A 24,694-nucleotide genomic window follows, 5' to 3' on the forward strand; every position below is an offset into this window, starting at 1 on the left:
TTTCGTAGCTTGCGGAGAAAACCTGCAAGGCATCGCGAAACGGCGTTAAGTCATGCGAGAGCCAATGTTTCGACCCCTTGTTGGGTCGAAACGAGGCGACGCGGACAAATCGGGGCCGCCGGAGGCATCAGTGGTCGCGTAATTTTTGCTGCTTGATTGGGCTGGGATGCCCAAAACAAGCTTTCGCAAAAATAGCGACTCCCCGGTGCAATTGGTGGATGTGCTTTTTCAATTCCTCTTTATGTTCGAACAGTTCCAAGGCGCTGCTGTAGCAGACTGAGATGATTGAAAAACTCCCCAAAAAACTCAGGTAGCTCTCAACGGCGCCCAGCGGAACGCTTAATACGACAATCCCTCAACCCCTCTTATTTGGCAATCCTGCGCTTCTGATAAGCCGTTGACTTGGTTGACTGCCGGATCCTCGCGGGCGCTGATTACTTTCTTTGATCAACATGAACGCTAAAAAAGACTGGGTGAACAACGCTTAAAGTGGCTCAAAATTAATGGCCGAAAATGGTTTAAATCCGTTGGTCATTGACACTTTAAAATCAATCGCAATTTCTCCCTCGACTTGACAACCCTTTCAATCTGGACGTAATGACTATTGCGTTTGCACAAACGGCTCTTAAACCACGAACTAAAGCAATTATCGATAGGCATTAACTTATGATCATTTTCGTGGGTATTTTTCCACTGAAAGAAGAGCCTACCGTCTTCTCTTGCGGAGAATTGCAGCATGGCCATTAGCAGACCATACTTTAGATAAACACGCCGAAAAAAGCCCTTATATTAGGATCCTTCCAATGCGATTGAATAGATTTCAAAGTTGCCCAGAGGTTGCCCCGAAAAATTTTAGGCAAAAAAAAGGACCTACATTTCCATGTAAGTCCTTGTTTTGATTGGCTCCCCCGGACGGGCTCGAACCGCCGACCTAGTGATTAACAGTCACAAAACAGATTGTATCAGGAAGACTCATAACGTATCATTTAGTCTTATTATTCATTAACTTAATTAATCTGTTTGTATCAGTTCATCTCATTTAAACTCACAAAATCTCACGCACAACGCGACATTAAAAGCGACATTTTATGCTATAGTTTTTTCATAAACTTCTAACGAAATGTTATGATTTAGACGCAGGCATTCCTCATGACAAAGACCGGCTTAACAGACAGATTAATCAAAAATGCCAAGGCCGGATCAAATACCATCAGATTTAGGGATAATTCTTCCGACCCTGCTTTAAAAGGCTTTATGCTCCAAATTTTACCCAGCGGCCTTAAAACTTTTGTGCTTTCGTACACCAGTCCTGAATCCGGCACAAGGCGGTTTATCAAATTGGGAACGTACCCGGCTATGTCGTTGAAAGAAGGACGAGAAGCCGCTCGACAGTCTCGCCAGATACTGGATAAAGGCTTAGACCCGATAGCTTATGCGGAACAATTGAAACTTGACGCACTTACAGAGCAAGAAAAACAAAATAAACACGGAACGGTCGAGGAGTTATTTAAATTTTATTTGCTTGACCTGGAAATGGATCTCAAACGGGCAGTCAAACAAGTTAAATCGATTTATGGCAGGGATATTGGCCCCTGTATTGGTCATCTTAAATGCTGCGAGGTCTCCTCCGAACACATTATTGATATTATTGCCACGATAGAAAATAGAGGCGCCCCAACCCTTGCCAACCGGACACGAGCCTATCTTAGAGCAGCATTTACCTTTGGCCAGCACTGCAAAGCCTCACCTCGCTGGAAAAAAAACAAAGAACTTCCCGATTTCAACATCAGTATCAATCCGGTTATTGATACTAAAAAGGCACCGGGTGAAAATCGAGTCGCGAATCATCATCTTAATAAAGAAGACGTAAGAAAACTCTGGTGCCTAATCGGAGTGGCTGCCATGAGCCCCGATATGGCGCTTGCGATCAAACTGTTGATTGCAACGGGCCAGCGGGTTGAGGAAGTGCTTTGTGCAGCTTGGGCTGAATTTGATCAACAAGAATTATTATGGACTATCCCAGCTGAACGAAGGAAAAACAGAGGTAAAAATAAAAGCAAAGAACCCCACTTAGTGCCTTTAACTGAGTTCCACTTCCACTTATTGGATGAAATTAAACAGTATTCCGGCACCAGTCGATTTTTATTCCCTCACCACCTGGATGCGTCCCAACCTCGCACCAGTGACTCGTTATCGCAAGCGGTTTCCCGTTTCTGTTCGCCACAGGGAAAAAGCAAACGGGAATCCTTTCCCAAATTTGCCCCCAGAGATTTACGCAGAACCTGGAAAACGTTGGCAGGCAGCATCGGAATTGGCCTGGAAGTGAGAAACAAAATTCAGGGGCACGCTTTTCAAGACATTGGCTCCATCCATTATGACCGTTATGATTACTTAAAAGAAAAGCGATTAGGCATCGAACAATGGACACACTGGTTAGAGGCGTTAATTAGCCAATAACGTAAACAACTCGGGGGAACAGTTTAACCTTTATTCGTCGTCAACAATCGATTCACTAATCAGGCAAATGGGCTAATAAGCTCTCATAGGGTATGTGCAAACCCTCATGGAGTCGTTTTATCATTTTCAGGCTTAAGGGCCTTTTGCGATTAAGCACTTCTGAGACTCTGCCACTGCTCCCAATAAAAACCGTTAAGTCTTTGGGGCTTAGGCCTTGTTGATCCATTCTGAACTTGATGGCTTCAATTGGATCCGGTGGCGTGATCGGGTAATGCTTGTTTTCATAAGATTCAATCAAAGTCACCAGTATTTCCATTTCATCCGCTTCCGGCGTGCCCTCTTCTGCTTGAAAAATAAGCTCAAGACGTTGAAACGCCTCACGTAAATCCTCGTCACTCCGGATTGGTTTAATAGTCATTGATAGTCTCGACATTAATTTTATCGTATTGGCCATGGGTACCAACGAATTTAACCCAGGCAATCCCCGCTCTGTACTGCATTTCTACAACTAATCGGTATTTATTACCGCCGATATTGAAAACAACGCGATTGTTATTGCAAATACTGGCGTTACCATAAAGTGATTTGACCGCTTGTGGCGAAGTCCAATTGGCTTTAATGGCCTCTTCGTACCAGCTTTCAAGAGGACCTTGCGCATCCCGGTAAGCAGGTTGTTCCCAAAAGTTTTTTAACGTGCTTTTTGCAATTACCCGCATAAATTCCTACGACTCCCATTTTGGGAGTTATTGTAATCTCACTCTTAGCCTTTAATCAATAACTTGCGGATTCCACTTATCCTGAATCCGTCTTCAAATCGTGCCAAATTTAATCTTAGGTTTTCGGTAACACGTTGGGATTAGTTGCAATGGATAAACCTGATCAGGTATCTTCAAATCAATTCCATTTTATTCAAATATGGCAATTCGCGTGAGACATAACAGTAAGTAGCGATCAGACATCAGTTAATGCGTCAGTATTGATTAAGGCAAGCCATCCCGTTTCAATGAGAGTATAGGCTGATATTAAACAATGGTTTATCGTACCGGCAGAATAACCTCAAGCCTGCAGCCGGCGTTAATGAAACTTTAATCCGTCTGAAACTAGCCGGTTTTTCCGGCATCATCGACCTTCAGTTTGTGGGTGTTGTGGAAGCTATAAACCAACCCGAACCGAAGCAACGCTGTGAAAGGCTCTATCATATTGCGATTTTGCCACGCGCATGACTATTGACAAATTCCGCAGACGGTCATCAGCTTCTTCCAAATGAAGTGTGCAATTCATTTGAGTGGGCTTTGGCCCATGGTTTCCTATTGCCGGTTGTCCAAACCTAATCGTTACTCTCGGGTTGATTCAATTCCGATGCACCCATCCAGTAGCACAGTAGCGGTGCAGGTAGGCGCATGATTTGGCTGACAGTCTCGCCTGTTTGGGGCAGACCGGTCATCAAGCCGAAGTCATCAAGCGACTTGGTGACAACGTAGCCGCGGGCGATTTTCTTTTGCTCGCACAGTTCGATCAAGCCTTTCAATTCCCTCGCGCCGGTGTGCTGGGCGCGGTATTTCACTTCGAAGGGAATCAATTGCCCGCCAATTTCTGCGACCAAATCGACCTCGCGCTCTTGTTTGCCGCGCCAGTAGGTAAAACGTACATTCTGGGAATAATAACGCGCGAACAGATGTTTAAACACGGCCGTTTCGGTCGCCACACCCAAGGCTGCGGGATCGTCAATGATGCTTTTGCCCTTAAGCATGACGGCGGGCGCAATGGCGGCATCGGCCAGATAAATTTTGAATCGTCCCTTGAGTACGTCTTTGCCATAACCGAACGGCGGCAGACGATAGATCAGGTGGCAGGCTTCTAGAAGTTCGATGAAATGCTGGGCCGTAGGCCGCTTGACTTCCAAGTTGCTGGATAAGTCGGTGATATTCAGTAAACCTCCGTCGTGCATGCACAGATAGAGGAAGGTGTGTTCGAGATCCAGGATCCGACGCACACCAAACAGCGCGGTCATATCGCGTTTCAAAGCCTTGTCGATGATATCTTCGCGCAATAAACGCTGCGCCTGAGTGATGCTTTCCACCTGAGCGGTTTGCGGAAACCCGCCGCGAATCAGATACTCGTGAAAATGACCGACATAAGGCACAGCGATTTCCTGCGCCCGGTAAAACTGCGGCGGTGTCCAGTCGAACAACTCGGTCAGGCTTTTTAAAGGCGGCAACGCCGGCAGTTGTAGCTGCTTAATTTGCAGGTATTCGTAAAATGATAACGTAGTCAATCGGATGGTATGCCAACGGCCCACCCCTGATTCTTGGTCGGCTTCCACCAAGGGCATGGCCGAGCCGGTAAAGACGATGCGACGCGCTTTGTTGAAATCGATCTGATGTTTAACCCAAGTCCCCCAGTCACGAATAAACTGGGCTTCATCGAGAAACAGGTATTCAGGCCCGTCGACGCGCGGCTCACGCTCGCGCCACGCTTCCAACACAGCTTCGATGCCTGCCAGTTTGAGCACTGGATGATCAAAGGTGGCGTAAAGAATGTTGGCTGCTGACACACCTTGCTTTAATAATGCGTCGATCTGTTGCTGCAACAGTGTCGTCTTGCCGACCTGGCGTGCGCCGGACAGTAAAATGGCTCGGTGAACGGGCGGATTATTGATCCAACGATTTAACTCACGCGAAGCGGCACGTTGCCAAGCCGGTAAATCGGCAATCGGTTCGCCACGCCACCAGGGATTGAATGGGGCCAAGACGGCAATCAGTTCTTCTTTTGAGACTTTCATCAGCCAATGTTAGCACTTTTTTGATGTTATTGTTATATATAGATAGCAATAAAGTCATTTTTAAGAATTATTGAGAAAAAATATATTCATTTTTTTCAGTTTTTTTAATCGGTATCGCTCTGCAAGAGTGTGCTCGACGATCACCGCCAAAGAGATATCTACAAGGCCGTATACCGGCAACACAAAACAATTTTCGGGTAGATCAAGAACCGCAGCTTTTGAGGCTCTAGTTTTCGCGAATAATATGTGGTGCGGGCATAGTGAAGCAAAAACAAATGAAGATGAAGCTTCCAGGATTTATTTCCATGCTGGCGAGACTGTGAAAGTATTTTTATCATTCCCTCCTTCATAGCTGATACATCATCCAACAACTATGAGTTGAAGGCGGCAAACCGCGATTTTATCCTGTTGTGCAAAAAAAACGCACTGTTCGGTGGCGAATAAGTTAAAGTCGATGGTAGCTGTTTCAAGGTCAACGCCAATTCAATAGCACCCCTGACATAACTGGACGCTCGACGGGTTATGTGCCCAGGCAGTCGTTTCAAAGTCGGTATTTTCTGGGAAATTTTCCACAAAGATTGACCATTCGCCCATTAAATATCTGACACTTTGGTGTTTGCAAATCGCCAACCACTTGGCTGATGGTGCTGAAGCGGTTAATCCGCTCAATGTTGAAATTGTCTATGAAGGCAGTGCCGTTTTTATAAGAACGTCACTGAAGCCGATCAATGGCAGACCGAAGAATATTTTCTATCAAAGATCCCTGAACACAGCTTTCTCGATACTGAAATTAACCGGGTAAGCCGCTGAATAATTAACCTTCATTTTCTTTACCAGAACTCAATATCCGGTTAACCCCGCCCGTAAACAACAGCACATCCTCGGGAAAAAACTGGCGACCCAATGTTTTGACCGTCAATTGTTCCGGTAAACGATAACAGCGGATGTCATCTTCAACCGGCTCAATCAATTCTTCCATGTGTGCCAGCAATCGTAACAAGGACCTCCGCTTCAGCACTACAGTAAAAACGGAATACTGAACCGGCAAACCTTTTCGTTTTAAAGCTCTATGCACTTTCGACAAGCGCCTGGGGTTGGCAATGTCATAGGCAATGAGATACAAACCGAGTTGACTGTCGGCCATTAGCAGACCGATAGCAAAAATTGATGCAATTTGCTGATCGTGCTTCGGAACAGCAAATAAAACCGGTCGGTACGCTGTTCAAACAAAAGTGCCACAGCACCCAGCGCTTTAGTATCATTGCCCTCTGAACCGGTCAACAGCGACGGATAACAATCCCACAGTAACAGCTTACTCAAATCCTGCGCCAAATCCAATTCACCTGACAGCAAAGCGTCATCATCATGGCTAAAGCCGCACTCCGGCAGCCAATTCAATAATTCACTGTGCAGCAAGCCCAAAAGCAAATTGGCCTTGTAGCGCCCTTCATCCGATAAACTTAAGGTCAACTGCCGCTGCAAATCATTAATCGACACTTCCCGCCAGTCTTTGATTCCCATCCTGCGCGCAAAGCTGCGAGCGGCCAGCTTTTCCATGGATAAATACCAATTTTCATACCTTTGTAAACCATCGGCGCGGGCCAGCAAATCGACCAACCGCTGGGTTAGCGATTGTCTGCTACTGCCTCGGCCCAACCAGCGCGCTCTCACCTCGCCGTTCTTTTCCAGAAAAATCAGATGCACTCCGGCATCGGCACAGGCCAGTAATGCCGACATTGACCAATCCACCACACCGTTGCAAACCACTCGCGAAATGCGCGATAGTGGAAATAACTGATCGGCTTTATCGGGCACCACCACGCGTAATGCCGGATCATCCAGCACGACCCGGCAACCGGGTGAACCGTCAATATAAAGAGGCCGCATGTATCCTCCGGGATGTCAAATGACGCAAGATTAAATGAAAAACCGTTAATTCTACTTTGTCAGATTAGAAGAAAGACCGTCATACCCGCCGGGAAGCGGGTATCCAGCGCCATGGGTGGCGAGCTTCGAACCATCCATGGAGCCTGGATTCCGGCAATCCATGCCGGAATGACGACCTTCGGTCATTTGAAACCTGAAATCTTAAAAAGTAGAATTAACTACCCTGCTTGCCATCGCCCATAAAGCGTTTGCCCAACGCATACCCATAGCGCCGTAAAAGCCGCCTCGAAGGCCCCGCCTGTGATTCGTAAAAAGCATAAAAGCATTGTCGGCCCGTTTTATTCATTTGGCACCGGCCATTATCATCACTGAAATGCTCCACTCTTAACTGCCGCTCCTTAAACAGCTGCCACACCCATCGGTCCATCACGGGCCGCAAAGGCTCCATCAAATCACAAGCCAGGGACTCCCGGCCAAAACTCAGATCATGATAAAACCCTAGCATCGAATCCAAGCCGACTAAATGACAAGCGCGCACCGCATCGTAATGCAGCAAGGTATAGCCTAGCGACAAACAGGCATTCACGGGATCAGGTGGTGGACGCTTTTTACGTCCGGTAAACTGCAGAGAATCAGCAAACAAATGGGTAAAACCACCAAAATAAGCCGCAGCCGCGGAACCTTCAAAACCACGCAGACTGCTCAAGGACACCTCAATCGTATCTTCCCGCAACTGTCCGATAATGCCATTCAGTGTTTGAAGCGCGCCGGTTAACGGGTAACGCAGATCAGCTCTAACCGTCAGCGCATCTCGAAGCAACCGTTGCTGGGCGCGAATTTTAATCAATACCAGCCAACGTGCTAATGATGTACGCAAAGCCTCATCCTGATAGGTCTGATACTGACCTAACCGACGCCGGGTATCACTGTGCGAATGCGCAGCCAGCATCGCCGTCGCCTCGGTATTGCGCCCGGACAAAACCAACAAGCCGATATGACGTTCCGTTAATGCGCCCAACACCCGGCTCTCCAACTGCACATTCCCCCGTAACACCACCCGTTCCAGCAAATGCAGAGGCACGGTGCCCTTTTTGACATTATCTTCATACAATGCCAGCGCTTGACCATCCAGCTTGACTGACAAATTTTTTCTATCCAGATACAAACTACTCATCTCACCCCACATAATAAAAAGAACCGTCCTGAGGTAGAACCGCTTTACCCAATGTCCGAATGTGCTTAACACCCGCCAGTTTCAGTAAAATAAAGCGATCCTCATCCGGATCAATGACCAGACCGATGTCCTCAAGCAATTGGGCTTTTTCTGTCGCCGTTAAAAAACATTCAAACACTGATTTTTGACCGCCCGAGGCATAACTGCGCAAAACAAACAACGCCCTGCGCAAACGGCGGTTACAAGAAATATCGTAAGCGGCTAAATACAGCTGTCGTTGTGTCATGGCAAAAAGAATAACCCGCGCAGTGTGGTTTGTAAGCTCTGACAAGCTTGTGAGGTAGGAGCGATCCCCAGATCGCGACTATCGGTTTGACCGTGATCACGCTATAACGCGCAATACTTCGGATAGCCTCTGCTTTGCACTCAACATACTCCTGAAAACATGCCAGCACCGCCCCCTGTAGTCGCGACGTAGGCGTCGCTCCTACGCGTAGGAGCGATCCCCAGATCGCGACTACAGGTTGGATCCGGCAGCGCCCAGCCAAATCGCATCCCAATGCGGATAATCGCCGACGTGTTTGACTAACCCTGCTCGCAGCGGGTTGGCGATGATATAACGCGCAGTAACCCGGATATCCTCTTCTTTGCGCAAAGCATGATCATGAAAACCCGCTTGCCAAATAGGCTGGCCAATTGCTTTGGCAGATAGAGCTTTCAGGCTTTGCATGACTTTAGATAATGAGGCGTCACCGCTCAATTCCATCAACCAATGAAGATGATCGGGCATGACAACGAAGGCCAGCGTATTAGCCCGGCCTAGCTCCTGTTCATTTTTCATGGTCTTAATCAACATTCTGGCTGCGTTGAAATCGTAAAAAAAAGGTTCACGATCTTGGGTCACAGTGGTGATAAGATAAATTTGACCGGGCGAAGAGACGCGTCCTTTTCGCAGGTTCCTTCCGTGCGGATTAGGCTTTTTGTGCCCCTTTAGTCGCGACGTAGGCGTCGCTCCTACATTAGCTGGGCACCGATTTGTCATGGTTACATCTCAAAACGCCGGGGTAATTGCGGAGGCAAGTCCTTAATACCGACTTGTTTGGTTTCGGCCAGCAGCATGGGGATAAATTGAGCTTCAAGCCAGCCCTCAAGCTGTTGCCAATTATGTTGTTGGACCGGTTCATAACCGTGCGCCAGAATTGATTGGTTACGGCTTTTAATCTGGTTTAGGAGCGCTTTTTCTTCTGCGCGAATAAACACAGCCGCAGGCCCTTCAGTTTTAAACTTGATCAACTGCCATGCGGCGAACAATCCTGCCTGATACTGATTGTCCCGGTTTTGGGTCAGGACAACCCCTTCCGGAATGTCACTTTCTTTGATACTACTGGTATCCATACCGCATTGAAATTTCAACACCCATTGTGCCGTCCATTCGATGAGCCGGTAAATCCGCGCGATGGCATCGTCATAACGACCTTGCGCAGCGCGGCGTTTAGCATTCAGATACAAATCAAACAACTGCGCGGCTTCCCGCTTGTCCTGACGATTGTCACGTAAACGCATGACGATAGGCAGGTAGGCTTTAAGTGCCTCAGGTAAACTGGGCGCGTAGTTTTGTAACAGCTCGACAGCCGTTTGATGATTGAAATTATCCCATTCAGCAAATGCGCGGCTCAAATCGCGAAATTGGGCATATTGGCTTCGCAGTCCTGCAATACCGGGTGCTTTGATATCTTTAAGACCCGCTTCGGCTTCGCTATAAGCAAACCGGCTCCAGGCCTGCCGGTACGGCGCAATCAACCGTTCGAAACGGATTTTCTCGATATTCGCAAATGCGGCAAATTGCGAGCCGTCATGGACTTTGATCAAATCGGCACGGCTACCGGTAACCAGTTGTAATTGAATATCCTGTCGTTCCAAAGCGGCCATAATCAAACCGGCGCTCATGGACTTGGTCCCGCCGGTATAGTCAGCAACAAAACTTGACGAGGGAAAGCGTTGCACCAAAAGCGCTAGCGCTTGGCAACAATCGGCATAAATGCAGTCCAGATCATCCGATAAAGTGAGGCAGATATCGAATTGATCCGGCTTTAAACCTGTCTGGCTGGGAATATTGGGCAGGCTGGGTTTTTCGTCCTGGTTAGACGCCTTAATGCAGTTGCCATTGCCAGTAATCTGCACATTGGAGCCCGGTCGCCCGGTTCCCGGATCTTTATCCGTACAGATGAATAGAACAAAATCGGGCCGCACGTCTTTGATAGCGGTAACAATCGGCTGGTGGCTTCCGCCAACGGTGCAAATGAGGATAGTGGTCATGTTTTTTGTCAATGAGTGAAATGCGCTTTAACTTTACCAGGCCCAACGACGCCCGTCTTTAAGTAATAAAAAAGCTGTTGTTCTCGTAACGGAGAGGCAATAAATCCAAAGCGCCTGTAAAAACGGTCGGCCTCGGCATCAATCGGATGCGTTAACATTGAGAGTGGATTTCGCCTCGGCAGGCATTGCCCGGATCCAGTGCACAAGGACGTGCTACAGCCTTTGCCATCCATGGCTTTCGAATTCCAGCAACCCAGCCGGAACGACGGCAAAAACTCATGCAGACACAGCTTCAAATAGTTCCCTTACAAACCAGGACATCTTCTCTATATAAAAACAGGAAAACTTCAGTCTAAATTACTCACTTGCAAGGAAACTCTCGTCTTAATCCCTTCTTAATAAGGTCTCTGATTTATATGAACGAACAAATCAAACTAACTCCTTTTAGTATAGAGGTCTTAATCCCTTCTTAATAAGGTCTCTGATTTATATCGATAGGGCTGTAGATAAAAAGGCGTTAAAAACTTGTCTTAATCCCTTCTTAATAAGGTCTCTGATTTATATAGCGGATGGCGGCGGTTTCTAAATTCCTGGATGGGTCTTAATCCCTTCTTAATAAGGTCTCTGATTTATATAGATTCATACAATTGATGATCGCCATGTTTTATACCGTCTTAATCCCTTCTTAATAAGGTCTCTGATTTATATGCTTATATAGCTGCAAAGGTTGATGTTTTAACCGAAGTCTTAATCCCTTCTTAATAAGGTCTCTGATTTATATGGAAATGATATGGAAGTATGTAAGAAATACCTCGTCTTAATCCCTTCTTAATAAGGTCTCTGATTTATATATTCCTTCCGGGCATTGCCAGCCATCAGCCGCGGTCTTAATCCCTTCTTAATAAGGTCTCTGATTTATATGTTGTGGGTGGTGGCAAATGCATCTGTCTAATAAGTCTTAATCCCTTCTTAATAAGGTCTCTGATTTATATACAAGCCAGCTAAGGAAAAAGTAGTGGTTCAACTGTCTTAATCCCTTCTTAATAAGGTCTCTGATTTATATTAGAAGCGAGTGAAAGCCATGTCAGCTAAAAAAGTCTTAATCCCTTCTTAATAAGGTCTCTGATTTATATCATTTCCGGTATTTGGGTCTGCTCTCAAAAATTCAGTCTTAATCCCTTCTTAATAAGGTCTCTGATTTATATAAAAGAGACGACGACAAAGACGTAAGGTTTACCGGGTCTTAATCCCTTCTTAATAAGGTCTCTGATTTATATAGTGGTAATACCGCAGGCTGTTCCAGTAGCAGTTGTGTCTTAATCCCTTCTTAATAAGGTCTCTGATTTATATTTAAAGATCGTCAAGACTGCCTTAATACTTACGCTGTCTTAATCCCTTCTTAATAAGGTCTCTGATTTATATCTCACGTTGGAATGAAGGCTACTTGAAAGAAAGTGATAGGTCTTAATCCCTTCTTAATAAGGTCTCTGATTTATATGGCAAAGAAATATACCTACAGCAAAACCTTCTGTCTTAATCCCTTCTTAATAAGGTCTCTGATTTATATCGCACCGGAGCCCCAAGCACTAAAAGACCGCGCCCGTCTTAATCCCTTCTTAATAAGGTCTCTGATTTATATGTGTTTGTAGCAAAAACTCAAACCAGGCGGTATGTCTTAATCCCTTCTTAATAAGGTCTCTGATTTATATAATCACCCAATGTATAGCCGCCGCCGAAAAACATGAGTCTTAATCCCTTCTTAATAAGGTCTCTGATTTATATATAATACGGTTACATTGCATCGCTGTAAAAAAAATGTCTTAATCCCTTCTTAATAAGGTCTCTGATTTATATTGGGTGAAACAGTCGAAAGACTGGCCAGTGTTAGGTCTTAATCCCTTCTTAATAAGGTCTCTGATTTATATTAAAACTTGAGCATGAAACGGCTATAGCCGAAAAGGGTCTTAATCCCTTCTTAATAAGGTCTCTGATTTATATGCAGCCACTTTAAACCCTTAGGAGAACTTATCATGTCTTAATCCCTTCTTAATAAGGTCTCTGATTTATATTGACTCATGCACTCTAGTAGTGCCTGAAATTCAGGCGTCTTAATCCCTTCTTAATAAGGTCTCTGATTTATATCTTCAAAGGATATAAAAATGAAAAGCTTAAAAGAAGGTCTTAATCCCTTCTTAATAAGGTCTCTGATTTATATACAAATTTTGGATCATTGGAAGGTTTAACGATGGTCTTAATCCCTTCTTAATAAGGTCTCTGATTTATATCCTTGCTCGGTGTAGACCTTAGCGAGTAATTTAAAGTCTTAATCCCTTCTTAATAAGGTCTCTGATTTATATTACCGGTCTTAGTGCAGTCTATCTGTTCTTAATCGAGTCTTAATCCCTTCTTAATAAGGTCTCTGATTTATATGACATTTACCTGCAACAAGCGCTATTGAAGAGTGCGTCTTAATCCCTTCTTAATAAGGTCTCTGATTTATATCTTATGAAATGAATTGGTACGACAATCTTGGTTGGTCTTAATCCCTTCTTAATAAGGTCTCTTATTTATATATCGAAACCGCCATTGTCACTCACTCAGAAGTATGTCTTAATCCCTTCTTAATAAGGTCTCTTATTTATATGAGCGGATGGCGGCGGTTACTAAATTCCTGGATGGGTCTTAATCCCTTCTTAATAAGGTCTCTTATTTATATGGATCCCATGATAACGCAAACCGGCAAAGCTCAGTCTTAATCCCTTCTTAATAAGGTCTCTTATTTATATTTCATTAACTTATTAAGAAGGGTATGTCATGAAAACGTCTTAATCCCTTCTTAATAAGGTCTCTTATTTATATAGTTAGCAAGTTCAAGAAATTGGATAACATCCAGTTTGTCTTAATCCCTTCTTAATAAGGTCTCTTATTTATATATAGCAATCCTTACGTTTGTAACCGCGTTCCTGTCTTAATCCCTTCTTAATAAGGTCTCTTATTTATATGTCAAGGCATAGGCGGGTCAGATATCGCCGCGATGTCTTAATCCCTTCTTAATAAGGCCTCTTATTTATATCAAGGCAGATTTTTTGTAAGGCCTTACGCTAAAGGGTCTTAATCCCTTCTTAATAAGGTCTCTTATTTATATGTATCGATAGATCATCCTATGATTTACAAGCAGTCTTAATCCCTTCTTAATAAGGTCTCTTATTTATATATCATCACCATTTGTCATTGAGCAGCAAGACTACGTCTTAATCCCTTCTTAATAAGGTCTCTTATTTATATGAATCCAGACCATGAACTAATCTTTAAAGGGGTGTCTTAATCCCTTCTTAATAAGGTCTCTTATTTATATCTGTACATAAATGTTTAACATAGCAGTTTGTCTTAATCCCTTCTTAATAAGGTCTCTTATTTATATGGAAGAAAATGAGAACGATGTCAGAAGCATTAAGTCTTAATCCCTTCTTAATAAGGTCTCTTATTTATATGGATATGGCGGTTCGGGCGCTTCGGGTGTTGATCGTCTTAATCCCTTCTTAATAAGGTCTCTTATTTATATAAACTGGCAAAAGAAGTCAATTTGGAAGACTTGGTCTTAATCCCTTCTTAATAAGGTCTCTTATTTATATGGGAAAGCGACTACCAACCTAATAAAGATGGGTCTTAATCCCTTCTTAATAAGGTCTATTATTTATATAGGAGAGCAAAATGAAAAGCTTCAATGAAACAAGTCTTAATCCCTTCTTAATAAGGTCTCTTATTTATATGAAAGAAGAAGCCAAAACCTACGACAACACAGCGGTCTTAATCCCTTCTTAATAAGGTCTCTTATTTATATCAAGGCTGTTCAGTTAACCCCAAAATATTTGGCTGAGTCTTAATCCCTTCTTAATAAGGTCTCTTATTTATATGCCAAAACCTACAGCAATGTAGCTGGTAAATTTTGGTCTTAATCCCTTCTTAATAAGGTCTCTTATTTATATCGTTAAAAATGCGTTAAGGGTGTTTCAGAACTATCGTCTTAATCCCTTCTTAATAAGGTCTCTTATTTATATTATTACCTGCGCCACATCGGTTTTTTAGGCGCGGTCTTAATCCCTTCTTAATAAGGTCTCTTATTTATATGCCTGCTATCCCTTGCACTTGCACATCATACTTCAGTCTTAATCCCTTCTTAATAAGGTCTCTTATTTATATCTGTGTACCATTGTTTACTGCACCTACGAATGAAGGTCTTAATCCCTTCTTAATAAGGTCTCTTATTTATATTATTGACAGGGATGAGGCACGGAAATTCTTGATGAAGTCTTAATCCCTTCTTAATAAGGTCTCTTATTTATATTTGCCATATGCCCATTTTGCCCCCCTTTTTGGTCTTAATCCCTTCTTAATAAGGTCTCTTATTTATATTACCGCATTTGGTAGCTCTAATGATCTAATTAGTCTTAATCCCTTCTTAATAAGGTCTCTTATTTATATAACGCAACAACGATGAGCTTGCTATAAAGCTAGCTGTCTTAATCCCTTCTTAATAAGGTCTCTTATTTATATAACAAAAATGCTCTTTAACAATTTGGGAACAAACTGTCTTAATCCCTTCTTAATAAGGTCTCTTATTTATATAAAAGCCGAACACGATACCGCTATAGCGGCTAAGTCTTAATCCCTTCTTAATAAGGTCTCTTATTTATATTATGAAATTTACGAAAACCGAAGCACTGCAAAGTGGTCTTAATCCCTTCTTAATAAGGTCTCTTATTTATATAAAATGAAAACTTTAAAAGATGTAAAAAAATCGAGTCTTAATCCCTTCTTAATAAGGTCTCTTATTTATATAGGTCAACAATTAACTCTAACTTAATGAAGGTAAGTCTTAATCCCTTCTTAATAAGGTCTCTTATTTATATAACCATTACTTAACCATTGGCTGCCTTATGCCTAAGTCTTAATCCCTTCTTAATAAGGTCTCTTATTTATATGGTTATTCTGAGGTGTAACGCTAAAGTTCCACGTGAGTCTTAATCCCTTCTTAATAAGGTCTCTTATTTATATGTATGTAAGAAACGCTCTTTAACAATTCGGGAAAAGTCTTAATCCCTTCTTAATAAGGTCTCTTATTTATATAAGGCTGCTCTACTACTAGTCAAGACTTTCTTTGTCTTAATCCCTTCTTAATAAGGTCTCTTATTTATATATTTCAAAGAAAACTAAGGTAAACGATGAGTTCATGTCTTAATCCCTTCTTAATAAGGTCTCTTATTTATATGAACTCCTAGTTATGTGGCAGGGAATCGTTTTGGAGTCTTAATCCCTTCTTAATAAGGTCTCTTATTTATATTGCTAAGCTAAGTTCTGTCCCATTGCCTGGAATGTCTTAATCCCTTCTTAATAAGGTCTCTTATTTATATACCTTAATCTGTGGAGCTCCTAACACTTTGTTAATGTCTTAATCCCTTCTTAATAAGGTCTCTTATTTATATTAGATGCTCAAATTAACAAGGTGATAAAAGATCTGTCTTAATCCCTTCTTAATAAGGTCTCTTATTTATATGGACGAGTGCAGTTGGGAGCGTGACGGTTTTAAATGGTCTTAATCCCTTCTTAATAAGGTCTCTTATTTATATAGTTCTTGTGTTGTCTGGTTGTGTTTTAGGATGGGTCTTAATCCCTTCTTAATAAGGTCTCTTATTTATATATCTATCTGCAAGCGGATGTCCATAAAAAAGGAGTCGTCTTAATCCCTTCTTAATAAGGTCTCTTATTTATATCCGTACAATCACCATCGACGGTAAAGAAATTTACGTCTTAATCCCTTCTTAATAAGGTCTCTTATTTATATAGAAGGAGGCCCTCAGTTCAATCGAGCTGGAGAAGTCTTAATCCCTTCTTAATAAGGTCTCTTATTTATATAGCAGCCTTACGTTGTATCCTGACTAAGGCTGTCTTAATCCCTTCTTAATAAGGTCTCTTATTTATATGCTGGAGAAATTGGGGATGGTCCTGGGCGTGTCTTAATCCCTTCTTAATAAGGTCTCTTATTTATATGTCGGACAGACACAACAGCAACGTGGTAAAGTGGGTCTTAATCCCTTCTTAATAAGGTCTCTTATTTATATAGGATCTAAAAATGAAAGCTCTAAAAGATGTAAAGTCTTAATCCCTTCTTAATAAGGTCTCTTATTTATATAAAACTATGAAATTCGAAAAAACAGAAGTACTACAGTCTTAATCCCTTCTTAATAAGGTCTCTTATTTATATCTTACTTAACCATCGGCTGCCTTATGACTAACCTGTCTTAATCCCTTCTTAATAAGGTCTCTTATTTATATACAATTCGGGAATAAACCTTAGCGGCTCTTTAGCGTCTTAATCCCTTCTTAATAAGGTCTCTTATTTATATGTCCGCTACACCCTTAACTACTTCAACGATCGGACGTCTTAATCCCTTCTTAATAAGGTCTCTTATTTATATATCTAAAATGAAAAGTTTGAAAGATGTGAGTCTTAATCCCTTCTTAATAAGGTCTCTTATTTATATTTTTGGAACGGGCAGTAAAGCTCGCAACGAAAAAGGTCTTAATCCCTTCTTAATAAGGTCTCTTATTTATATTGTTGAAGTCCGCCATAATAGAGGGGCTTTATCGGTCTTAATCCCTTCTTAATAAGGTCTCTTATTTATATCGGATAGCGAAGCAAAAAGAGCTGAAATTATTGCTGTCTTAATCCCTTCTTAATAAGGTCTCTTATTTATATGACTAAGGCTGCTCTACTACTACCCAAGACTTTACTTGTCTTAATCCCTTCTTAATAAGGTCTCTTATTTATATCAACAACAGCCGCACGGGACATTGGAGGATCGTCGTCTTAATCCCTTCTTAATAAGGTCTCTTATTTATATCCGCACCGTAATCGTCGACGGTAAAGAGATTTAGTCTTAATCCCTTCTTAATAAGGTCTCTTATTTATATGAAAAGGAGGCACAGAAAGAGATTCTGGCCCTGCTGTCTTAATCCCTTCTTAATAAGGTCTCTTATTTATATAAATGGAGGACCATTTTACTATGGAATCCGCGTCTTAATCCCTTCTTAATAAGGTCTCTTATTTATATCCATTTTGCGATGGAAACCGCGGTCAGGGAAGGTCTTAATCCCTTCTTAATAAGGTCTCTTATTTATATGCTAAAGAAACAGCTGCACAGAAAGAAATTTTGGCGTCTTAATCCCTTCTTAATAAGGTCTCTTATTTATATTGAGACGGAACGCTAAAGTTCCGTGTGAAACACTGTCTTAATCCCTTCTTAATAAGGCCTCTTATTTATATAAATGAAACCTTTAAAAGATGTAAAAAAGTCAAGTCTTAATCCCTTCTTAATAAGGTCTCTTATTTATATGGGGTCTGTATCGGGCAGACCCAACAATTCAGAGTCTTAATCCCTTCTTAATAAGGTCTCTTATTTATATGCTATTGCTCAGAGACGGAACGCCGATGAGCTAGTCTTAATCCCTTCTTAATAAGGTCTCTTATTTATATCCGGCAAATAAAAGGGCTGCGTACGCTCCTGAACGTCTTAATCCCTTCTTAATAAGGTCTCTTATTTATATAGGTTCCAAAGCACCCATTGGCCAGGGCTTATGCGGTCTTAATCCCTTCTTAATAAGGTCTCTTATTTATATAGCTTGGCGGTAGTCTCCTTTAGTTTTCAGTAAGTTATTGAGGGGGTTAACAGGATTTTTCATTTTTAAAAAGTTATCTATCGGGTTTTAGCCAATGGCTTAGGTGTTGCTGCAGATTACGTAATTCACTTTTGCAATGCACGGTTATTTTAAGCTCTTTGGCGCGCGCCCGGCTAGTTTTCTTCAGGTCATTAAAACTAATCAACATGGCGCGCCCCTGCAGTCCGCCGACCAAGTCCCGCAAGCTGTCTAATTTATAGAGCACATCGGCGTCTTTATCTTGTTCATAGCGTTTGGTTTTGCATTCAATCAAATGTAGCCGGTTTTCTTTGATCAAGGCCACATCGATTTCATTTTTAACCTGATCTTTACCGCCGGGTTTGCGTTTGATCGTTATATTGGCCGCGACATCCTGAATGTCCAGGCTTTTTTTCAAATTAAGGCACAAACCATAGGTGTGCAATTCCAACCAACCGCCGTTGGCGATAAATCGGGCTTCCTCGTTAGCAAAACTCAGCTGTTGACCGGTGATTGAACAAAGCCCTGCGCACTCAAACAGTTCTATCAAGTCCCACAGCCGGGGTCTGGCGGCTGGGCTATCCGTGATGTCCACCGTCAAGCGGGGATTATCGGCATTGTATGCCAGATAATTGAGTGTCGTCAGTTCATTGGCGTAGCGGTCAATATCGGTCAGCACATTTTGGGTGAGTAGTCTGACGGGTTCCGGCACGCCAAAACCAGAGGGAATATCAGACTCGGCACCATAAGCCATCAGATAATCCTTGATTTTTAGGCGATTGGCCAATTCTACCGGTGCTTGCCGAGGCGTTACCCAGATGAGCCGGTCGTGTTCCGGATGCACGTAAAAAACCGGAAAATCACCGCTTCGAAACGCTTCATAAGCGGCGATGCTCATTAACTTGGTGCCGCCGGTGGCGTTTAGAGCAATGTCTTTATTGGGGTATTGGGTCAGGATGTCCAGCACCTGATCGCTGATCATTGCTGCGTCCCAAGGATCGTTAACCCAGTGGCGCTCAACTTTTATACCGCGCGGCTTGAGGATGGCTTCCAGCGCACTGCTGCGCTCTTGCATGTCGGTGCTAACCAACATGAGCACTTTTTGTGCGCGTAAACTGTCATCAAGCAACGGGGTCAGGTTCGGTATCGGCTGTGCCGACACCAGAATCAGGTGGGTAGTGATGGTCATTGGGCTTCCGAAATCAGTTGGTAGAGTTGAGCATCGATCGTTTTTAACAGTATTTCTTTTTCTCTTCCCGGCATAAAGCTGTGCACAAAACCTTGTTTGATGATGGCCAGTACGTCCCACTGACTGAGTGCATGGTCTGTCATTCTGGCCGCCGCCAGGTATTCATCGGCCAAGGTGGTCCGGCTGATGCCCGGATTATCGGTACACAGTGTCAGCGGTAAGCCTTTTTTCCAGAGCTCAAGCAAGGGATAGTTTGGGTATATCAGGCTTTCGTTATAGATGGGATCGCGGTAACCGACCACTTCTCGATTGGAGGTGGGACACAGCTCCAGGCAAATGTTTCTATCTCTAAAGCGCTGGGCCAGTTTGTCATTATCATTGAGCGTCAGGCCGTGACCGATCCTATCGGCATGTAAATGATAGGCGGCTTGCCAGATAGATTCAGCCGATTCACCTTCTCCTGCGTGTATGGTTATGGGGAGACATTCTTTAAAGGCGCTGGTAAACAGGGATACCAGGTCTTCCGGTGTGGCTTTTTTTTCATCACCGGCCAAATCGATACCGGCGATAAAGTGAGGTCGCTCGACTTTGGCTTGAACAGCCATGGCGATGGTGGCTTGTAATTTATCCTGCGGGTCACGTCGGTCGGCAATGATGATAAACCGGAATTGTGGTTTATTTGCCGTTGACAAGCTTGCGAGCTGCTCGCTAAGCGCCTGGTAAAAGCTGTTTAGAAAGTGTTGGCCGTCGCCGTATTTTTGCGGACTGCCGCGTAACTCGACATAGGCCAAGCCTTCGGCAATGGCCTGGTCAACAATGGCTTTTGCATAAGGTTGGATGGCGGCAGGATGACAAAGTAAGGCTGAGCCGGAGAGTTCACCGGGGCGTTCGTAGGCGGAAAAGCCATAGTGGCTGTTTTTTAAGGCAAGGCGTGGTTCGGTCGCTTTCCAGAGGTTGTATTCCAACTGCTCTGTATTCGCATGGGTCAATAGCGCAGCTGAATGATGACTGCGATTAACTGTGTGTTTAATCTGATCGGGCCAGTCCATCGGCCATTTTTGCTCGTCCAATAAGGGCTTGCAATGCTGAAGAGACGCTTTTTGTTCGGCGGCGCTGAGGGTTTGCCAAATGGCTTTAGCGACTTGCTGCTGGTCAGCAAGGCTAAGACAGCCCCCCAAATGCCGATGTAAATCGGCTTTGGGGAGTTTGATCAACCAGTCCCGGTGGTCTTCACGCAGTGGGGTGGTGCGCAGTTGATTGATTTGCCGAGGCGGCAGCCGGTAGAGGCTGCGCCAGTTTTCATGGCTTTCGTTCTGGCTGATGTCTTGCAAATAATTGCCGAATAAGCGGCTGCTGGCTTTTTCGCGCTGACTCAATTCTTTACTGAGGCTGTGCACGGTATCGGTAAAGGTGCCAATTTGGTTGGCCGGGGGAAATTCCAGCGGGTAATCATCGAGTTTAATTGGCCCAACCGTATCTACGCTGATGTCCAATAAGTCGCTGCGCGTGGTTTGGCCGGCAATCAACGGCATGATCATGGCCGCCAATTCGCTGGCTAGGGCTTGGGTCAGCGTGGTGGCCTGAGGATTGGATAGCTCTGACCCGCGTAAGCGAGCATCATCGTTGATGACGTGCAATAGCGCCTGACAACCAAACAAGCTGCCGGCCCATTGCATATCGGCGCTCATGGTTTTGCGGCCTCCAGCCAAAGAAAGCACCACCTGACCTCCGTTGGCGTAGTCATGCGCTTTGAGCCTGGCGCGGATAATCAATTCGCGCATGTGTTCGCATTCTTCCTGGCTGGCAAGTTGATCGGTGCGGGCGGCTTGCCAAATCCTCAAAACTGGCGGTGCCGATAACTGCTGTTGCCATTGCTGCAAATGATCTAGGCTCTCATGTGTTTGCCCACCTTGTGTGGTACACACCCAGATTTCATCAGGCACCTGGAGTTGGCAACTGTGTTTAAGCGCCTCCAGGTGTTCTTTCTGCGGATGGTTTTGGTAGAGAGGCAATTTTTCCGGCGCTAAAAATGCGTAGACTTCCGGAATAACGGCCCAGCTGGCGCCCAGTGTGCACAGGAGGATGTTTTTTGTCATGGTGTGTGTTGCCGCCTTTTTATTTTGTTCCAAACTTATGTGTTCGTCTTTAGGCAAGGAACTAATGTAGGTTGGTTTGGCAATTACCAACTCAACTTTTACACACAAGTCCGTCACCCCTGCATGGATTGCCGAGGTCAGGAAGCCATGGATAGCAAAGGCTGTTATACGTCCTTGTGTTCGGGATCCCAGCAATCCCTGTCGAAATGACGCCTCTGCCAGACGGTTAACGCCTGAAGTAAACACATCGTTTAGTCATCACATTTCGCTACTGTGTAGCGCTCAAGCTTTGCTTCACATAGGTTCATTTGCGATGCAGTTAATTCCATGCCGCGCCATTGTTCAGGCAGGGTCAACGACAAATGGATATAACCCGCGCCTTTTTGGCAAACTTCGGCAGCAAGGTTGACCGGCAAACTCCCGATAACACGATCACCCTGTTCGATTAGATTGATGTCCAGATGTGCCAGATGTCGATTAACCGTAAAAACTTGCGCTTCGGCCCATTTTACTGCGCCAATGTGACGACTGATGAAATAAGTCGGCATGGTTACTGCAGTGTCCTCAACAATTCCTTGGCCTTTTTGTTTCCGCTAGCACCTATGAATTCCAACACAATTTTCGCTACTTCCAGCAGTTCGAGTTTGTATTCATTAGGCCAGCTAACGCCCTGATCTATCAGTTTGCGCAAATCGCCGTAGAGCGGACCGCCGATTTGTTCGCGTACCTTGCTGGCTTGTTTTTGTTCCAGTTGCTGACGCAAGGCTTCGATTTGCAGTTGTTCGGGCATCATGTTGGCGCGGCGCAGTTCGTCGGCTTGATGTTGGGCGAGCCGGACTCGTTCGACCTCTTTTTCTTGTGCCAAGCGTTGTTGTCTTTCGGTTTCTTCCAGTTGACGACGCCGCTCGGCGGCTTCTCGTTCAGTCGTGAGACGTATTTTTTGCTCAGTTTGTTTTTCCGCCCATAGCCGGGCTTGGCCATGTTGACTTTGACAAAGCTCAGCCAACTCCGTCCATTCGTTTACCGGCGCATCACCCGGATGGATTTCAACCAGCAACCAGCCGAAGGGCAGTAAGTTAGTTCGTTGCTTGGGGTCGCTGGCAGCTAGCCAAAGGGTTTTGGTTTGCGACTGAAATTCTGGATTGCCTTTCATGATCTTGATATGGCGGACACCTTCAATCGTTACAGATTCAGCACCGGAATGGCGACCAACACGTATTAAGAAGGCTTGGCCGCTCAGCAGCTTATCGGCCATTTTTCCGAGTAGTGCCTGAATGTTTTTGTCCCATTCACTATCCAGAAACCCCCGTTCTCTCATGATTTTCATTTCAGCTTTTAGAATTGGTAAATAGTGTTTGCTGCAATATTTAGCAATCTGCTCAATTTTAAATAAAAGCTTAGCGCTGGGCACTTTTTCGCTGCGCTTCAAGTCCGCAAAATTTTGCAAATTCACCTGACCGGAAAACGCCCGATAGCGCCAAGCAGAAATCGATTCTAGCAATTTGCAGAGATTTTCGTTTTTTTCGGCTTGACTGAAAATTTCGTTACCCTGTTTATCCCGTTTCAATTCCTTTTTACGGTTAACGCTGACAACGACTTGCGCTGCCGATAGGTATTCTCTTTCGCTCCATTTGGCATCGGAAATTTGCACCAATCGCATAGGATCAAGCTCGAATTTGCCTGCTTTGAATTCGAATAGGCGTTCATTCAGTTTAGGAAAAATTAATTTTTGCTCGCGTTCACGCCTTCTTCTTTCGCCTTGATCCAAATCGTCCAGTATAAATTTATCAGCATCTAACCGGGATAAAGGATGTTTATCGTTGATATGGCTAAGCAGAGCGGTTCGAATGGCTCCTTTGATTGATGACCCAAACAACACCGGTTGTCGAGTGATTGGGTTATAAGCAGTTCGATCGATTTCCAGTTTTGCCATTACTCCCCTATTAATACTTTTACCTAACCTTTGGTCATAGTAATCAGCAACGCCATTCAGCACAGGTATGGCATTAACCGCCCACGGCATGAGCGCTTTGCGACGATCGTAGAAGAAACGCTGCACAGCTTTCAACATGTCCTCATTGGCTCTGGCGTTGACTATCTTGTTCAGCTCGATTCTATCGGTTTCCGACAATGCCGCGAAGGCACCACCGGTATCGAATTCATACAAGGTACCGTCATCAATGAAATAGTTAGTTGGCTCGTAACTGTCGCCAGTGCCAATATGGATCGGCGACAAGGGCGTATAGGTCAGGGTGTAGTTTTGTAGAAAATAGCTCATTAACTTGTCCGGCTGAAAACGTAATGGATATTACAAATCTTGTGTAGGAGCGACGCTTCGTCGCGACTAAAGGCTTTCCGGTCGCGACGAAGCGTCGCTCCTACCGAGTCGCACCCCAATGATCGGCGCATAGCCCTGATGAACCGTTGCTGGCAAGGATTTGGACAATTCACCGTTGCCACCTATGCCTTGACCAATAAAACCGCTATCGGGAGGGGGGGTATTAAAAATGGCAGCGGTCTGCGCCAAAAGAACCGGGTTTTTGAATGGTTTGCCTTCCTGATGGACTGCAACATCGCCATGTCGGCCAAAACGGGTGAACAGTTGGTAAAAACTGTCTTGACTATCAAAGCCAAGACCTTGCGGAGCACATGGGGCGAGCGATAAACAGGCATTACCCTGATCCTGCTTAGGCAGGGTGGTTGTAGTAGTAAAGGGTTCAATGGCAAATTTGCCCAAGCCGATACTGGCATCCCGGCCATAGCCGATATTGCCAATGTCGCTTAAGCATTGGTGACATTCTTCAGCACTGATCTTTTCCGGGTCGAGCAACAGATAGATCGACAAACGTAAACCGGGTACAAACCATTCCTGATCGACGCTGTAGGGAGCAAAGCCCTCTTTACCGGTCGTGTTGGTTTGGCGGTTGATGGTGTTATGGGGTTGAGGGTGTATTTCACTTAGGGATGATGCGTTTCTCAAAATACCATTTTTGGCGAGATGGTAATGTCCCACCATTTCAAAGCCGTTGACCGCTGCAGTCTTGCCTCAAGTTCACGGACCTGATCAGCGGCTAATTTAACGCCCTTTTCATAGACGC

15 protein-coding genes and 1 CRISPR repeat array are annotated in these 24,694 nt (G+C 44.3%); of the genes, 1 reads left to right on the forward strand and 14 read right to left on the reverse strand.

The features are described from left to right. Positions 1-1,149 precede the first annotated feature (1,149 nt). Complete coding sequence (locus Q7V32_RS09820) at positions 1,150-2,457, forward strand: site-specific integrase (protein WP_304896798.1); 1,308 nt, start codon at positions 1,150-1,152, stop codon at positions 2,455-2,457. 55 nt (positions 2,458-2,512) lie between these two features. Here Q7V32_RS09820 and Q7V32_RS09825 read toward each other — a convergent pair whose 3' ends face one another. The 14 genes from Q7V32_RS09825 to Q7V32_RS09890 form a co-directional block, all read right to left on the reverse strand. Further along, positions 2,513-2,875, reverse strand: a complete 363-nt coding sequence (locus tag Q7V32_RS09825) for a type II toxin-antitoxin system HigA family antitoxin (RefSeq protein WP_304896799.1) — start codon at positions 2,873-2,875, stop codon at positions 2,513-2,515. After that, positions 2,865-3,173, reverse strand: coding sequence for a type II toxin-antitoxin system HigB family toxin (locus tag Q7V32_RS09830; RefSeq protein ID WP_304896800.1), 309 nt, complete (start codon positions 3,171-3,173; stop codon positions 2,865-2,867). The genes Q7V32_RS09825 and Q7V32_RS09830 overlap by 11 nt, the downstream gene beginning before the upstream one ends. Before the next feature lie 611 nt (positions 3,174-3,784). Further along, positions 3,785-5,239: an ATP-binding protein gene (locus Q7V32_RS09835; RefSeq protein ID WP_304896801.1), complete on the reverse strand. Its 1,455-nt coding sequence runs from the start codon at positions 5,237-5,239 to the stop codon at positions 3,785-3,787. Between the two features lie 814 nt (positions 5,240-6,053). Then, positions 6,054-6,383: a CRISPR-associated endonuclease Cas2 gene (gene cas2 / locus Q7V32_RS09840; RefSeq protein WP_304896802.1), complete on the reverse strand. Its 330-nt coding sequence runs from the start codon at positions 6,381-6,383 to the stop codon at positions 6,054-6,056. Continuing rightward, a complete protein-coding gene (locus Q7V32_RS09845; protein WP_304896803.1) occupies positions 6,383-7,126 on the reverse strand; it encodes a CRISPR-associated endonuclease Cas1 in 744 nt (247 codons plus the stop codon). The genes cas2 (Q7V32_RS09840) and Q7V32_RS09845 overlap by 1 nt, the downstream gene beginning before the upstream one ends. Positions 7,127-7,340: 214 nt before the next feature. Further along, positions 7,341-8,300 carry a CRISPR-associated endonuclease Cas1 gene (gene cas1 / locus Q7V32_RS09850; RefSeq protein ID WP_304896804.1) on the reverse strand — a complete coding sequence of 320 codons (960 nt, stop codon included), beginning with the start codon at positions 8,298-8,300 and terminating at the stop codon, positions 7,341-7,343. A 1-nt stretch (position 8,301) separates the two neighbouring features. Further along, positions 8,302-8,586 (reverse strand): CRISPR-associated endonuclease Cas2, encoded by a 285-nt coding sequence (gene cas2, locus Q7V32_RS09855; protein WP_304896805.1) that lies wholly within the window; start codon positions 8,584-8,586, stop codon positions 8,302-8,304. A gap of 231 nt (positions 8,587-8,817) precedes the next feature. Then, entirely contained in the window at positions 8,818-9,342 is a 525-nt protein-coding gene (locus Q7V32_RS09860) for a transposase (RefSeq protein WP_304896806.1), read from the reverse strand. A gap of 2 nt (positions 9,343-9,344) precedes the next feature. Beyond that, positions 9,345-10,616, reverse strand: coding sequence for a TIGR02710 family CRISPR-associated CARF protein (locus tag Q7V32_RS09865; RefSeq protein ID WP_304896807.1), 1,272 nt, complete (start codon positions 10,614-10,616; stop codon positions 9,345-9,347). A 381-nt stretch (positions 10,617-10,997) separates the two neighbouring features. Continuing rightward, positions 10,998-18,293: direct repeats of the CRISPR family, unit length 37 nt; unit sequence GTCTTAATCCCTTCTTAATAAGGTCTCTTATTTATAT. 73 nt (positions 18,294-18,366) lie between these two features. After that, positions 18,367-19,500 carry a Card1-like endonuclease domain-containing protein gene (locus tag Q7V32_RS09870; protein WP_304896808.1) on the reverse strand — a complete coding sequence of 378 codons (1,134 nt, stop codon included), beginning with the start codon at positions 19,498-19,500 and terminating at the stop codon, positions 18,367-18,369. After that, on the reverse strand, positions 19,497-21,596 hold the full coding sequence (locus tag Q7V32_RS09875) for a CRISPR-associated ring nuclease (protein ID WP_304896809.1): 2,100 nt from the start codon (positions 21,594-21,596) through the stop codon (positions 19,497-19,499). The genes Q7V32_RS09870 and Q7V32_RS09875 overlap by 4 nt, the downstream gene beginning before the upstream one ends. Before the next feature lie 251 nt (positions 21,597-21,847). After that, on the reverse strand, positions 21,848-22,144 hold the full coding sequence (gene csx16, locus Q7V32_RS09880; protein WP_304896810.1) for a CRISPR-associated protein Csx16: 297 nt from the start codon (positions 22,142-22,144) through the stop codon (positions 21,848-21,850). Between the two features lie 2 nt (positions 22,145-22,146). Continuing rightward, on the reverse strand, positions 22,147-23,874 hold the full coding sequence (csm5, locus tag Q7V32_RS09885; RefSeq protein WP_304896811.1) for a type III-A CRISPR-associated RAMP protein Csm5: 1,728 nt from the start codon (positions 23,872-23,874) through the stop codon (positions 22,147-22,149). A 66-nt stretch (positions 23,875-23,940) separates the two neighbouring features. Further along, positions 23,941-24,612 carry a hypothetical protein gene (locus Q7V32_RS09890; RefSeq protein ID WP_304896812.1) on the reverse strand — a complete coding sequence of 224 codons (672 nt, stop codon included), beginning with the start codon at positions 24,610-24,612 and terminating at the stop codon, positions 23,941-23,943. Positions 24,613-24,694 lie beyond the last annotated feature (82 nt).

This window comes from Methylicorpusculum sp., assembly GCF_030651835.1.
Taxonomy (GTDB): Bacteria; Pseudomonadota; Gammaproteobacteria; order Methylococcales; family Methylomonadaceae; genus Methylicorpusculum.